Raw genomic sequence first — 14,936 nt, forward strand, 5'->3', positions numbered from 1 at the left:
CGCGATGCGTGATTCGGCCAGTGGCCCGCGCGTTTTGCTGAAACGGCTCCGCGAGCTCATGCAAGAGCCGCTGGAGCCGCAGGAGCGGCTTGACCGAATCGTGCGCGACATCGCCTCCAACATGGTTGCCGAGGTCTGCTCGCTCTATGTGCTGCGCGCCGATTCGGTGCTCGAACTCTACGCCACCGAAGGCCTGAACCCGAACGCCGTCCACCTGGCGCAGCTCAGGCTGGGCCAAGGCCTGGTCGGCACGATCGCGGCCTCGGCGCGGCCGCTCAACCTCTCCAATGCACAGGAGCATCCTGCCTTCGCCTACCTGCCGGAGACAGGGGAAGAAATCTATAATTCCTTCCTCGGCGTGCCGGTGCTGCGGGCAGGGCGGACACTCGGCGTCCTGGTCGTGCAGAACAAGACCATGCGCCATTATCGCGACGACGAGGTCGAGGCGCTGGAAACAACGGCGATGGTGATCGCCGAGATGATCGCCACCGGCGACCTGGAGCGGCTGACAAGGCCCGGCCTCGAGCTCGATCTGCGCCGCCCGGTAAGCTTTACCGGCCTGTCCTTCAACGAAGGCGTCGGTCTCGGCCATGTGGTGCTGCACGAGCCACGCATCGTCGTCACCAATCTTTTCAACGAGGACAGCGAGGAAGAGGTCAGGCGGCTCGACGCCTCTCTCGGCTCGCTCAGGCTCTCCATCGACGACATGCTGGAGCGCCGCGACGTCGCCTTCGAGGGCGAGCATCGCCAGGTGCTCGAAGCCTATCGCATGTTCGCCAACGATCGCGGCTGGGTGCGCCGGCTCGAGGAGGCGATCCGCAACGGCCTGACGGCCGAAGCGGCGGTCGAAAAGGTGCAGAGCGACATGCGTGCCCGCATGCTGCACATGACCGATCCGTATCTGCGCGAACGGATGAGCGATTTCGACGATCTCGCCAATCGGCTGCTGCGGCAGCTGATGGGGCGCGGACCGGAGGACGTCGCGGCCTCGCTGCCCAAGGACGCCATCATCGTCGCCCGCTCGATGGGTGCTGCGGAGCTGCTCGATTATCCCAGGGACAAGCTGCGCGGGCTGGTGCTGGAGGACGGCGCGGCGACCAGCCATGTCGTCATCGTGGCGCGGGCCATGGGCATACCTGTCGCCGGCCAGATGAAGGGCGCCGTTTCCATGGCGGAAAACGGCGATGCCATCATCGTCGACGGCGAGGAAGGCGCTATCCATCTGCGCCCGCAGCCCGACCTCGAGGCGGCCTATGCCGAGAAAGTGCGCTTCAGGGCGCGGCGGCAGGAGGTCTACCGCGAACTGCGCAAGAAGCCGTCGGTGACCAAGGACGGTGTCCAGGTCGATCTTCTGATGAATGCCGGGCTGGCGGTCGATCTGCCGCAACTGGCCGAAGCGGGTGCGGCCGGCATCGGCCTGTTCCGCACCGAGCTGCAATTCATGGTCGCATCGACCTTTCCGCGCGCCGAAGCCCAGGAGCGGCTCTATCGTGACGTGCTCGAGGCGGCGCGCGACAAGCCGGTGACGTTCCGCACCATCGATATTGGCGGCGACAAGGTGCTGCCCTATTTCAAGGGCTCGATCCAGGAGGAAAATCCGGCGCTCGGCTGGCGCGCTATCCGCCTGACGCTCGACCGGCCTGGATTGCTGCGCACCCAGATCCGCGCGCTGCTCAAGGCGTGCGGCGGGCGCGAACTGAAGCTGATGCTGCCAATGGTGACGGAACTCGGCGAGATCGCGCAGGCGCGCGAGATCATCGATCGCGAGGTGCGGCATTTGTCGCGCTTTGCCCATCATTTGCCGACCAGCCTGAAGCTTGGGGCGATGCTGGAGGTGCCGTCGCTGCTGTTCCAGCTCGACGAGTTGATGAAGGCGGTCGATTTCGTCTCGGTCGGCTCGAACGACCTGTTCCAGTTCGTCATGGCGGTGGACCGTGGCAATACCCAATTGTCCGACCGCTTCGACCCGCTGTCGACGCCGTTCCTGCGTGTTTTGAAGCAAATTGCCGACGCCGGGGCGCGCAACCAGACGCCGGTGACCTTGTGCGGCGAACTGGCCGGCAAGCCGATCTCGGCGATGGCGCTGATCGGCCTTGGCTATCGCTCGATCTCGATGTCGCCGGCATCGATCGGCCCGGTCAAGGCGATGCTGACGGAACTGCCGCTCAGCGAACTGGAAGCGTTCTTCGACGATAATCTGATGGCGCCGGCGCATGGCCTGCCGATGCGGGCGCTGCTGCAAGCCTTTGCCGACGACCGCTCTATACCGCTATAGACTTCGCCATGATCAACCTGCCCCGCGACCGTATGGATCAAGTCGTCAAGCGTTTCGACATGCTCGAAGCGCAGATGTCGGCCGGGCCAGCGCCGGACGCCTATGTCAGGATGGCCTCCGAATATGCCGACATCCAGGAGATGGTGGCAAAGATCAGGGCGCTGCGCGCCGCCGAGCACGAACAGGGCGATCTGGAGGCGATGCTCGCCGACAAGAGCACCGACGCCGAGATGCGGGCCTTGGCCGAGGCCGACCTGCCAGGGGTCAAGCATCACATCGAGGCGCTGCAGAAGGACATCCAAATCCTGCTGTTGCCCAAGGATGCCGCCGACGACAAGAACGCCATCCTCGAGATCCGCGCCGGCACCGGCGGCGACGAGGCGGCGCTTTTCGCCGGCGACCTGTTTCGCATGTACGAGCGCTATGCCGCGGCGCATGGCTGGCGTTTCGAGACGGTGTCGGCCAGCGAGGGTGAGGTCGGCGGCTACAAGGAAATCATCGCCACCGTTTCGGGCAAGGGCGTCTTTGCCCATCTGAAGTTCGAATCCGGCGTGCACAGGGTGCAGCGCGTGCCGACGACCGAGGCGGGCGGACGCATTCATACCTCGGCGGCGACGGTCGCGGTGCTGCCGGAAGCCGAAGAAGTCGACATCGACATCAGGGCCGAAGACATCCGCATCGACACGATGCGCGCCTCGGGTTCCGGCGGCCAGCACGTCAACACCACCGATTCGGCCGTGCGCATCACTCATCTGCCGACCGGCATCATGGTGGTACAGGCGGAAAAGTCGCAGCACCAGAACCGGGCGAAGGCCATGCAGATCCTGCGCGCCAGACTCTACGACCTCGAGCGCAGCAAGGCGGACGAGGAACGTTCCGAATCGCGCAAATCGCAGGTCGGCTCGGGCGACCGCTCGGAACGCATCCGCACCTATAATTTTCCGCAGGGTCGCGTCACCGATCATCGTATCAACCTGACGCTCTATAAGCTCGACCGGGTGATGATGGGCGAACTCGACGAGATCATCGACGCGCTGATCGCCGATCACCAGTCGAAGCTGCTCGCCGATATCGGCATCGATGGCTGACAGCCTGCCCGCCACGCTGGCGCCGCTGCTGCGGGAAGCGCGAAACCGGCTCACCGCAGCCGGGATCGCGGATCCGGCGCTCGATGCCAGGCTGATCGTCGAGCATTTTTCCGGCACCAGTCGCACGCAGGCCATCGCCGATCCCGGGCGCGCTGTCGATACGGACGTGACGGCGGTAATCGAAGCCGCCTTGCGGCGGCGCATCGCCGGCGAGCCGGTACACCGAATCCTTGGCTACCGCGAATTCTACGGCTTGCGCCTTTCGCTTTCGCCGCAAACGCTGGAGCCGCGGCCGGATACCGAAACGCTGGTCGAGGCTATACTGCCCTTCGTCAAGGCAGTGGCGGCACGCGAGGGCTGCTGCCGCATCCTCGATCTAGGGACCGGTACCGGTGCCATCGCGCTGGCGCTGCTCAGCGCCGTTCCGGCCGCGACCGCCACCGGCGTTGACATTTCGCAGGAGGCGCTGGCCACAGCCATGCGTAATGCCGGGGAATTGGGGCTCGCCGGCCGGTTCACGCCGCTCAAATCCGACTGGTTTGAAAAAGTTTCTGGCCGGTACCATGTAATTGTCGCAAACCCTCCCTATATACCCTCAGACGACATTGGAAATCTGCAGGACGAGGTCCGCGGTTTCGATCCACGCCAGGCCCTCGATGGCGGTGTGGACGGTCTGAGCCCCTACAGGAAGATCGCCGCGGGAGCGGCAGCGTATTTGGAAGTCCAAGGCAGGATTGCGGTCGAGATCGGCCATACGCAGCACCAACAGGTTACGGAGATATTCTCCGCGGCCGGGTACCGTTCGGTCGGGGTGTTTCGTGATCTCGGCGGAAACGACAGAGTTCTTGTGTTCGAACGGTGAAAGCCGTGATGCAGTGCGAAAAAAGCGCTTGGCAATACCGGGGAATGCGGCTAGGGTCGCCTTAACCGGATGAGACGAAGCAGGCAGTGCTCTTAGCGATTCGGTTTTCCTTGGAAATAGCTGCCTTCTTGCGCAAACGACGCCCAAGCTTCGTGCGGGAATCGTCCGGCAAGTGAAGTAACCGGAACAGGATGGCACGTGGCGCCAACGCAATTGATGCGGGCGAACGCCGGTGAAGGAACGAAACGGCTGGCCGCATGAGCGCCTCCGTTCGTGAAGAGTTTTTCGAAAATTTCAAAGTGAAGAGAGTCTAATGAGGCCACAACAGCAAAACAGGCGCATGCGCGGTCGCAACAACAATGGCGGCGGCGGCAACAACAATAACAACAACAACCGTAAGGGGCCTAATCCCCTGACGCGCAACTACGAGAGCAACGGCCCGGACGTGAAGATCCGCGGATCGGCTCAGCAGATTGCCGAGAAGTACGCAACCCTTGCCCGTGACGCGCAAAGCTCCGGCGACCGGGTGATGGCGGAAAACTATCTCCAGCATGCAGAGCACTATAACCGCATCATCGCAGCCGCTCAGGCGCAGATGCCGATCCAGAACGCGCAGCAGAATCGCGATGATTTCGACGATGACGGCGACGAGGATCGCGACGAGTTCGACAATGCCGGCAACAACAATGCCAACGAGACGTCGGGTTCGGCGGCCAATCACGGTGCCGGCCCGCAGCCGGTCATCGATGGCACGCCGGCCGAGCTGGCTCTGAACCAGGAAAACAGCCGCGACAATCGGGGCGGCCGCGACAACCGTGACGGCCGCGACAACAATGGCGGACGCCACCGCGACCGTCGCCCCAATGGCGGTTACGGCCAGAACGGCCAGCGCAGCGAGTATGGCGCGCGCGGCGAGCAGGGTGGCCAGCGCGCCGAACAGCCACGGCGCGACGAGACGCCGGCGCAGGCGGAGCCCGTGCCGGCCGCTGAGCCGGTCTTTGTGAGCGAGCCCGCACCGCAATTCGACAACCTTTCGCCGGCGGGTCTCGCCGCCCAGGCCGAGCTCAACGAAGCCGCGGCCGAAAACAGCCCGGCCCGCCGCCCCAGGCGTCCGCGCCGTCCGCGCCTCGATGTCGAACAGGCAAATGGCGGCAACGACAACGCCGGCCCTGACAGTGCCGAGACTGGCAGTGCCGAGACAAGCAGTGCCGAGACAAGCAATGCCGAGACTGGCAATACCGACGCTGGCAATGTCGATGCAGCGCCGGCTGAAGGCCCCGGCGGTCAAGCTGTGATCGCAGACGTCGAGAATTGATCGAAGAAACGTTCAGGCGATCTTAGCGCATCCTTTACCCCAGGCGGCGGAGAGAAATCTCCGCCGTTTTTGCTTTGCGCGCTCGGAATATTATGCGTTCGCCAGTGTCGAGGCGTCTTGAGGGTCCGTGGTTTGCGTCCCATATCTTGCGTGAACAGGATCCGGCTCGAACGGGCGGGTCCGTCACCGCAATCTGATCCGGTGCCGCGAAGCGGGCCGGTGAGGGAAGGAGACAGGCATGAATCTTGAAAAATATTCCGAGCGCGTGCGCGGCTTTATCCAGTCCGCGCAAACCATGGCGCTTTCCCGCAATCACCAGCAATTCACCCCCGAGCATATCCTCAAGGTCCTTGTCGATGACGACGAGGGCCTGGCTGCGTCGCTGATCGAGCGCGCCGGCGGCAATGTCCGTGACGTCAAGCTCGGCGTCGAAACGGCACTGGAGGCAATGCCCAAGGTCGAGGGCGGCAATGGCCAGCTCTATCTTGCGCAGCCGCTGGCAAAGGTGTTTTCGACCGCCGAGGAACTGGCCAAGAAGGCCAGTGACAGCTTCGTTACCGTCGAACGGCTATTGCAGGCGCTGGCCATGGAAAAATCGGCCAAGACCGCCGACATCCTGTCCAAGGCGGGTGTCACGCCGCAGGCGCTGAACCAGGTCATCAACGACGTACGCAAAGGTCGCACTGCCGATTCGGCGAGCGCCGAGCAGGGCTACGACGCGCTGAAGAAATACGCGCGCGACCTGACGGCGGACGCCCGCGCGGGCAAGCTCGATCCGGTCATTGGCCGCGACGACGAAATCCGCCGCACCATCCAGGTGCTGTCGCGCCGCACCAAGAACAACCCAGTGCTGATCGGCGAACCCGGCGTCGGCAAGACGGCGATCGCCGAAGGGCTGGCGCTGCGCATCGTCAATGGCGATGTGCCGGAATCGCTCAAGGACAAGCAGCTGATGGCGCTCGACATGGGGTCGCTGATCGCCGGCGCCAAATACCGCGGCGAGTTCGAGGAGCGGCTGAAGGCGGTGCTTTCCGAAGTCACGTCTGCCGCCGGCGGCATCATTCTGTTCATCGACGAGATGCACACGCTTGTCGGTGCCGGCAAGGCGGATGGCGCCATGGACGCGTCGAATCTGCTGAAGCCGGCGCTCGCCCGCGGCGAACTGCATTGTGTCGGCGCAACCACGCTCGACGAATACCGCAAGCATGTCGAGAAGGATGCGGCCCTTGCCCGCCGCTTCCAGCCGGTCTTCGTCAATGAGCCGACGGTCGAAGACACTGTCTCGATCCTGCGCGGCCTGAAAGAGAAATACGAGCAGCACCACAAGGTGCGCATCTCGGATTCGGCACTGGTCGCGGCCGCAACCCTGTCCAACCGCTACATCGCTGACCGCTTCCTGCCGGACAAGGCGATCGACCTGGTCGACGAGGCCGCGTCGCGGCTCCGCATGCAGGTCGATTCGAAGCCCGAGGCGCTGGACGAGATCGACCGCCGCATCATGCAGCTCAAGATCGAGCGCGAGGCGCTGAAGGTCGAGAAGGACGATGCCTCGAAGGACCGGCTCGCGCGGCTCGAGAAGGAACTCTCGAACCTCGAGGAGGAATCGACCGAGCTGACCTCGAAATGGCACGCCGAGAAGCAGAAGCTCGGGCTTGCCGCCGACCTCAAGAAACAGCTCGACGAGGCGCGCAACGAACTTGCCATCGCCCAGCGCCAAGGTGAATTCCAGCGCGCCGGCGAACTTGCTTACGGCAAGATCCCGGAACTCGAAAAGCAGCTGAAGCAGGCCGAAGCCAGGGATGGCAAGGCCGGCATGGTCGAAGAAGTGGTCGGCCCCGATCACGTCGCCCATATCGTCTCGCGCTGGACGGGGATCCCGGTCGACAAGATGCTGGAAGGCGAGCGCGACAAGCTGTTGCGCATGGAAGACGAGGTCGGCAAGCGCGTCGTCGGCCAGGGCGAGGCGGTGCAGGCGGTGTCGAAAGCGGTGCGCCGGGCCCGCGCCGGTCTGCAGGACCCGAACCGGCCGCTCGGCTCGTTCATGTTCCTCGGGCCGACGGGCGTCGGCAAGACCGAACTGACGAAGGCGCTGGCCAGCTTCCTGTTCGACGACGAGAGCGCGATGGTGCGTATCGACATGTCGGAGTTCATGGAGAAGCACTCGGTCGCCCGGCTGATCGGCGCGCCTCCCGGCTATGTCGGCTATGAGGAAGGCGGCGCGCTGACCGAAGCGGTGCGGCGCCGGCCCTATCAGGTCGTGCTGTTCGACGAGATCGAGAAGGCGCATCCTGATGTCTTCAACGTGCTGCTGCAGGTGCTCGACGACGGCCGGCTGACCGATGGGCAGGGCCGCACGGTCGACTTCCGCAACACGCTGATCATCATGACGTCCAATCTCGGCGGCGAATATCTGGTCAATCTCGGCGAGGACCAGGATGTCGACGTCGTGCGCGACGAGGTGATGAATGTCGTCAGGGCTTCGTTCCGGCCGGAATTCCTCAACCGCATCGACGAGGTGATCCTGTTCCACCGGCTGCGCCGCCAGGATATGGGCCAGATCGTCCAAATCCAGCTCAAGCGGCTGGAAAACCTGCTTGTTGACCGCAAGATATCGCTTTCGCTCGATCAGGAGGCGATCGACTGGCTGGCGGCCAAGGGTTACGACCCGGCCTATGGCGCGCGGCCGCTGAAGCGGGTGATGCAGAAGGAATTGCAGGACCCCCTGGCGGAAAAGATCCTGCTCGGCGAGATCCTCGACGGCTCAACCGTCAAGGTCACCGCTGGCTCCGACCGCTTGAACTTCCGCTCGAAGCCCGCGGTCGTGGCAACCGAGGCGGCCGCCTGAGCTCAAGCCAAGGACCTGTTCCATCCCGATCGAATCGGGATGGAATTCCTATCTTCAATCTCGACCATGATCCTTTCCGAAAAACCGGCATACCCTTTTGTTACGCCGGCCTTCGGTTCATGGTCTAACACCTGGTGGGGCGCAGATGACGTTGGACGACTACAACAGTTTCTGCGCCTCGCTGCCTTCGACGACCCATGTCGTGCAGTGGGGCGGCGCGCATGTCTGGAAAGTCGGCGGCAAAGTCTTCGCAATCGGCGGCTGGAGTGAAGGCAAGGAGCCGTTCGTCACCTTCAAATGCTCCGATATCGCCTATGATGTGCTGAGGGAACAGCCGGGCCTTCGGCCGGCGCCGTATCTCGCCTCGCGCGGCATGAAATGGATCCAGCGCCGGACAAGCGAATGCATGGATGATGAGGCGCTGAAGGATTATTTGCGCGAAAGCCACCGTCTTGTCGCGCTGAAGCTGACAAAGCAGGCGCGCAAGGAATTGGGACTCGCTGCCGGTTAATCGGTCAGAAATCCGCCATCTTCATGCCCGGTTCATATTGGAACCTTATCGTTGGCAACTGATTTGCTGGCGAAGGGGTTCGCCTACCACATCGGCCCGAAATCGAGTTTTGATTTTCGCAAAGCACGATGCGGAGATTTAAAGCGTTAGAGCGTCCTTTGCGCGTCGAAAAAGACGTGCGGCGCTTTGAAGAGACAATGCCGGCGGCGGCAATTACGGACCGGAGAATTTGGCCATCATGTTGCGCACCATCTTCACCCTTTCAGCGCTTGCTGCCGGGCTGCTGGCGTCGAATGCGATGGCCTCGCCAATAGTGGATACCGCGCCACGGGTGGTTCGTGCCGCCAATGGCGGCGGCGTTCTGATTGCCCAGAACGGCAATCTCGACATCTATTACGACGCCAGGGGAAACCGCGTCATCGTCGATGCGGAGACCGGCAAGGTTATCGCCATCCAGCCGCCGCAGACCAGGCTCGACCGCCGTGCCTTGCGCCGCGAGCGCTTGCGCAATCTCGGACCGGTCGAGGACGACCGCTATTATCTCGACGACCCGCAGGACATGGCGCGCTACCGCCGCAGGCAGTTGGAAGACGAGGGCAGGATCATCGTGCCGCCGGCCGACGACTACGATCTTAATGGCGACAATTCGGTGGAAGCCTTCCCCGAAGCGCCACGGGATGACGGCTACGGCAATGGTTATCCGGAGGCAAAGCCGCGCACCATCGAGCGCCAGCCGCTCAACGAGGCCTCGATCGAGCCGGTCGAGCCGACGGGGCCGAAGGCGGCCTTACCGCCAGATACAGCCCGGCCGCCAAGCACTGGCGGCAAGACGGCGGTCGACCCGTCGCTTGCGCTCGGCGCCCGCGAGGACGTGGCGGCACTGCAGGTGCTGCTCGACCGTGCCGGTGCATCGCCCGGCGTCATCGACGGACGCTTCGGCTCGAATGTCGACAAGGCGCTCGCCGCCTATAATGAGATCACCGGCAGCAATCTGAAATCGACCGACGCAATCGGCATCCAGGCGGCCCTGGCGCAATCCGGCGGCGATGCCTTCGCCTCCTATACGATCACGCCCGAGGATGCGGCCGGTCCCTATGTCGCCTCGATACCGGAGGACTACAGCCAAAAGGCCCAGCTCGATCGGATGGGCTACACGTCGGTACCCGAAGCGTTGGCCGAGCGCTTCCATATGGATGAAACCTATCTGAACAAGCTCAATCCGGACGCCAATTTCAATCGTCCGGGCACCATCATCAAGGTCGCCAATTTCGGCAGGCTGGTGGCGACGCCGGTGGCGCGCATCATCGCCGATAAGTCCAATAAGCAGGTCCGCGCCTATGATGCGGCGGGCAAGCTGGTCGCAGCCTATCCGGCGACTATCGGCTCGTCCGACACGCCGTCGCCGTCCGGCACGCATGCGGTGTCGCGTGTCGCATTGGACCCGAACTACACCTACAACCCGAACATCAATTTCAAGCAGGGCGAAAACGACAGGATCCTGACCATCCCGCCGGGGCCGAACGGCCCGGTCGGCTCGGTCTGGATTGCGCTGGACAAGCCGACCTACGGCATTCACGGCACGCCGGATCCGTCCAAGATCGGCAAGACCGAAAGCCATGGCTGCGTGCGGCTGACCAATTGGGACGCGCGCGAGCTTGCCAAGATCGTGACGCCCGGCGTTACGGTGGAGTTCGTCGAGTAGGGCATGTTGATATTCAGGTGATGCCGGCCTGCAAACGGCGGCTTCCGGTGCTCACGTACTCAAAAGTACGCTCCGCTCCGGTTCTCGGAAGCCACCATTTTCGGCTCGGCCTGACCTGAATCTCAACACACCTAAAGCGGACAGGCGTCGCTCCATTCACCCGATGACCTTGCGCAGCAGTGGCGCGCGCGGCGCTGCGGCATAGATCAGCTGCACCACCAGGATGAAGCCGACGCTGAGCAACGGGCTGATCAGGCAGAGAGCAGCGCCGACGGCCCACAGGATCTGTGCCTTGACGATGCGCAGATAGACCGTTCGGGTGGTCTCCGCGTCGACACCTTCGGCCAGAAATCCGTTTTTGTCCGCGTAGCGCCAACTGGCGAGCAGCGTCAGTCCGAGCATCAAAAGATTGAACCAGTAGACGAGTACCGCAGTCCTGAATTCGAGGAAGTCGGCGAGAAGGTCGGTCGAGAACGGCAGCAAGGCGATGAAGCCGAGGAAGCAGAGGTTCAGCGTGGCAAGCCGCCGGTCGGATTTTGCAATCAGCCCGTGTTGCGCCTGCTGGCCGAACCAGAAGATGGTCAGCGTCAGGAAGCTGAGCGCATAGGTCAGGAAGCGCGGCGCCAGTGCTGTGATCGCTGTGATCAACTCGCGTTCGGAATGCACCGTTTCATGCGCCGGCACCCTGATCTCGAGAACGATCAGGGTGAGCGCGATGGCGAACACGCCGTCGGTGATGCCGACAACGCGCCCGCGTCCTTCCGCCGAGGGTTCGAGCGGCCGTTTCATGCGGTATTTCCCCCTTGTCTGTAGCGCTGCGAGAAGCTTAGCACGGCACTTGCCGTTTGCACCCTGAGCGGCGTGATCCTGCCTGTGTGGCCAGGTTGGACCTGGTTTCAACGAGAACAGTCTGCTGGCCGGTTGTCGCCGGCGCGCCGGCGATCTAGGTAAGGCGGCATGCACACGCCAACCAAAGTCGGTACCGGCGCCGTTCCCCTGACCGGCTCACTTCCCGCCGATACGTTCTGTCCGCAGGCGCAGCGGCGGTTCGTGCTGATCGCCGCGATCCTGGCTTCTGCGCTCGGCTTCATCGACGGGTCGGTCCTGGCCATTGCGACGCCGGCGATCCGCGTCGACCTCGGCGCCAGCCTCGCCGAGGCACAATGGATTTCCAATGCCTACGCATTGACACTCTCAGCCCTCATTCTCGTCGGCGGCGCCGCCGGCGATCGCTTCGGCCTGCGCCACTCCTTCGTCGCCGGCATCGTCCTGTTCATTGCCGCCTCGCTTGCCTGCGCGCTGGCGCCTAACCCGGCGGTGCTTATTGCGTTTCGGGCTATCCAGGGTGTCGGAGCGGCCATCATGGTGCCGGGCAGCCTGGCCATTATCGCCAAAGCCTATCCGAAAAAGGAACGCGGCCGGGCGATCGGCATCTGGGCCGCAGCATCAGCACTGACGACGGCGCTCGGCCCGGTGCTGGGCGGCTTCGTGCTGTCGGCGTTCGGCGACGGCATCTGGCGGGCGATCTTCGCCATCAATCTGCCGCTCGGCCTTATCTCGGTCTATCTTCTGCTGGCCAAGGTCCCTGCCGACGCGCCGGTGGAAAAGCGCAGCCTCGATCTCGGCGGCGCTGCACTCGCCATATTGGCGTTCGGAGCTCTCGCTTATGGTCTGACCTCGATCAGTGGCGACGGGGAGGGGCTGATGTCCGGCCCGAGTATTGCCGCCGGTGCGGTTTTGCTCGTCGTGTTCATCGTCTTCGAGCGCCGGCGGCGCGAGCCGATGATCGATCTGTCGTTGTTTCGGATCGGCGCGTTCGCGGGCGCCAATGTGGCGACCTTCTTCCTTTATTTCGCGCTGTCGGCCAATCTTTTCTATCTGCCGATGCTCATGATTGCCGGATGGGGGCTGAGCGCGGCCGAGGTCGGTTTCATCTTCCTGCCGCTTTCGGCATTGATCGCAGTGTTGTCCGGACCGGTCGGCCAGTGGTCCGACCGCATCGGGCCTCGCTTTCCGATCGCCAGCGGCAGTCTGGTTGTGGCTCTTGCCTTTGCCGGACTTGCCTTGCTGGCCTATTGGGGCATCCACAATTTCTGGATCGGGGTATTCCGGCTGATGGCATTGTGGGGGCCGGGCAGGGCGCTTGTGGTATCGCGGCTTTCCCCCGCCGTCATCCGGGCGGGCGAGGACAAGGATACGGGTGCGGCCTCGGGCATCAACAACGCCGTCTCGCGCATCGGCGGCCTGATTGCCGTGGCGGCGATGGGATCGCTGGCGGCCTGGGTCTATGCTGGCGTGCTCGGCACCGCTGCCGGCTCCGGCATTCCGGGCTTCGGCGAACCGCCGCCAGCCGGCCTGGCGCCCGGCCTCGATGCGGCACGACTTGCCGCCAGCGACGCGGCATTCGCCGCCGTTGCCGCGGTGACCGCGCTGCTTTGCCTGTTTTCGGCAATCACCGCGTGGACGACGGTTTCCGGCGAGCGGCTGCCATGGGCGCGCGACACGGCGAATCAGCAGGGCTGACGACGAAAAACGTCGGCTCAGCCTTCGATCTTGGCGCTCGCGACCTTCAACTGATTGCTGTCTTCCTGCTTGAGCAGGTCGTCGATGCGTTCGCGCTCGCGCCTGAAGGCGACAAGGTCGTCGCCCTTGAGCGTCTTGCCGACCGGTAGGCGGACGCGCATCGAATCGACCTTTGTGCCGTTGACGATCAGTTCGTAATGAAGATGCGGACCGGTGGAGAGGCCGGTTGAGCCGAGATAGCCGATAACCTGACCCTGGCGAACGCGAACACCCGGCTCGATGCCTTTGGCAAAGGCGCTCTGGTGATTGTAGGACGTCTCGTAGCCATTGGCGTGACGCAAGATGATCTGCTTGCCATAGCCACCGGCCCAGCCGGCTTTTTCGACGACGCCATTGCCCGCGGCAATAATCGGCGATCCCACGGGAGCTGCCCAGTCGGTGCCGGTATGCATTTTCACATACCCCAAAATGGGGTGGCGCCTGGCACCGAACCCTGACGTAAATCGGCCATTGGGCAACGGATTGCGCAGCAAAAACTGCTCGGCGCTGCTACCATTTTCGTCGAAGTAGTCGGTGCTGCCGTCCTGCATCTGGAAACGGTAGAAATTTCGCGTCGTGCCGCCGAAAGTCGCGGAGACGTAAAGCAGCTCGGATTCGTCAGACGCCTGGTCGTCGCCATCGGGCTGCGAGAACAGCACCTCGATGCGGTCCGTGGGATTGAGGCGCGACTGAAAGTCGACACTGGATGCCAGCAACTTGATCAGTCGTTGCGTCATCGCCTTGGACATGCCGTAGGAATAGGCGGTGCGGTAGATGCCGTCATAGACGTTCGGCAGATTGCCGCGCACTACGGGCGCAGGCGAATCGTCGAACGCCGTCAGCAATTCGGGATTTGGCTCCGGCTCCTGCGCCGGCACGTACTGGTCGTGGTCGTCGAGTGCGATGGTGACGATGTGCTGGGTCCTGTCGTACACGCTGGTGCGAACGATCTTGGCGGCGTCGCCATTGACCTCAAGCCCAACGCGCAGCACGGTTCCTGCCTTGAGGGCCGTCGCATTCAGCAATTTGGCGATCGCCTCGGCCATTCCGGTGGCATCCTCGCCGCTATAGCCCGAATCAGCGAAGGCCTCGGCAATGTCGAGATCCTTGGTGAAGGGGATGATTTCCTCGGCGAAAGCCGGCGCCTGGTCGTCGATGGCGGCACGCGGCGACACCGAGACGTTTTCCGGGACGATCTTGACGTCATAGGAGCCGGCCATGCTTTCGGCGAAGCCGTCACCGAATCGCTGTGGGTCGACATAATGCAGCGAAGCGACCTGGACAGCGCCGTCGCTCAGATCGGTGCCGGCCTCGCGCACGACCTTTTCCACCTCGTCGGCAGAAAGGTCGCTCTTTTCGTCGAAGGCCGCCGTCTCGATCGGGAAATCGACGGTCTTCAAGCTCATCTCGCTTTCGACCTTGGCGCCATAGATCTGACTGGCGGCGGCGGCTGCCGGCTGGCCGGCATTGTCGTCGCCATTGCCAAACACCTGCATCGGGTCGAAAGGCGGATAGGCCCGGCTGGTCGTGTGACCGGCGGCAAGCGCCATCTTGATCTGCACGAAAGGCATGGTGTGGATGACGTCGCGGTCGCCAACCTTGGTCACCATCGACACTTCCATGCGCCGGCGATCCTTGGCCTTGGCGATCTGGCGCGGCGCGACCAGCCGTGTCGTCTTGGCGATCTCACCGGAATCGTCGCCACTGGCAAGGCTGATCAGTTCGGCGATCTCGGGTGGCGTCGCCAACTGCTGGCGGCCGTCAAGCGCTGCAAAC

At 63.5% G+C, this 14,936-nt stretch carries 10 protein-coding genes (1 of these 10 running past the window's edge); 8 read left to right on the forward strand and 2 right to left on the reverse strand.

Features of this window, described 5'->3' with window-relative positions; genetic code table 11:
* Positions 1 to 4: 4 nt before the first annotated feature.
* The 7 genes from ptsP (at position 5) to NKH49_RS25280 (ending at position 10,598) form a co-directional block, all read left to right on the forward strand.
* Entirely contained in the window at positions 5 to 2,275 is a 2,271-nt protein-coding gene (gene ptsP / locus NKH49_RS25250; protein WP_352471315.1) for a phosphoenolpyruvate--protein phosphotransferase, read from the forward strand.
* Between the two features lie 8 nt (positions 2,276 to 2,283).
* On the forward strand, positions 2,284 to 3,363 hold the full coding sequence (gene prfA / locus NKH49_RS25255; protein ID WP_352928390.1) for a peptide chain release factor 1: 1,080 nt from the start codon (positions 2,284 to 2,286) through the stop codon (positions 3,361 to 3,363).
* The gene (gene prmC, locus NKH49_RS25260; RefSeq protein ID WP_352471313.1) at positions 3,356 to 4,225 is read left to right on the forward strand and encodes a peptide chain release factor N(5)-glutamine methyltransferase; all 870 of its coding nucleotides are present in this window, start codon (positions 3,356 to 3,358) and stop codon (positions 4,223 to 4,225) included. The genes prfA and prmC overlap by 8 nt, the downstream gene beginning before the upstream one ends.
* 340 nt (positions 4,226 to 4,565) lie before the next feature.
* The gene (locus NKH49_RS25265) at positions 4,566 to 5,540 is read left to right on the forward strand and encodes a DUF4167 domain-containing protein (RefSeq protein WP_352617200.1); all 975 of its coding nucleotides are present in this window, start codon (positions 4,566 to 4,568) and stop codon (positions 5,538 to 5,540) included.
* 238 nt (positions 5,541 to 5,778) lie between these two features.
* Positions 5,779 to 8,385: an ATP-dependent chaperone ClpB gene (clpB, locus tag NKH49_RS25270; RefSeq protein WP_352928392.1), complete on the forward strand. Its 2,607-nt coding sequence runs from the start codon at positions 5,779 to 5,781 to the stop codon at positions 8,383 to 8,385.
* 145 nt (positions 8,386 to 8,530) lie between these two features.
* On the forward strand, positions 8,531 to 8,896 hold the full coding sequence (locus NKH49_RS25275) for an MmcQ/YjbR family DNA-binding protein (protein ID WP_352617197.1): 366 nt from the start codon (positions 8,531 to 8,533) through the stop codon (positions 8,894 to 8,896).
* A 238-nt stretch (positions 8,897 to 9,134) separates the two neighbouring features.
* Positions 9,135 to 10,598, forward strand: a complete 1,464-nt coding sequence (locus NKH49_RS25280; protein WP_352617194.1) for a L,D-transpeptidase family protein — start codon at positions 9,135 to 9,137, stop codon at positions 10,596 to 10,598.
* Between the two features lie 156 nt (positions 10,599 to 10,754).
* On the opposite strand, the gene NKH49_RS25285 is transcribed toward NKH49_RS25280, so the two are convergent.
* Positions 10,755 to 11,387, reverse strand: coding sequence for a TMEM175 family protein (locus tag NKH49_RS25285; RefSeq protein ID WP_352542488.1), 633 nt, complete (start codon positions 11,385 to 11,387; stop codon positions 10,755 to 10,757).
* A gap of 168 nt (positions 11,388 to 11,555) precedes the next feature.
* On the opposite strand from NKH49_RS25285, the gene NKH49_RS25290 reads away from it, so the two are divergent.
* Positions 11,556 to 13,121 (forward strand): MFS transporter, encoded by a 1,566-nt coding sequence (locus tag NKH49_RS25290; protein ID WP_352928395.1) that lies wholly within the window; start codon positions 11,556 to 11,558, stop codon positions 13,119 to 13,121.
* Positions 13,122 to 13,138: 17 nt separating this feature from the next.
* Here the strand turns inward: NKH49_RS25290 and NKH49_RS25295 are convergent, their stop codons facing one another.
* On the reverse strand, positions 13,139 to 14,936 hold the 3' portion of the coding sequence (locus tag NKH49_RS25295; protein WP_352928397.1) for a M23 family metallopeptidase. It continues 161 nt past the right edge of the window; the window shows 1,798 of its 1,959 coding nt (coding positions 162-1,959); its start codon lies beyond the right edge, outside the window; it ends in the stop codon at positions 13,139 to 13,141.

It is taken from the genome of Mesorhizobium sp. M1088, assembly GCF_040318575.1.
Taxonomy (GTDB): domain Bacteria; phylum Pseudomonadota; class Alphaproteobacteria; order Rhizobiales; family Rhizobiaceae; genus Mesorhizobium.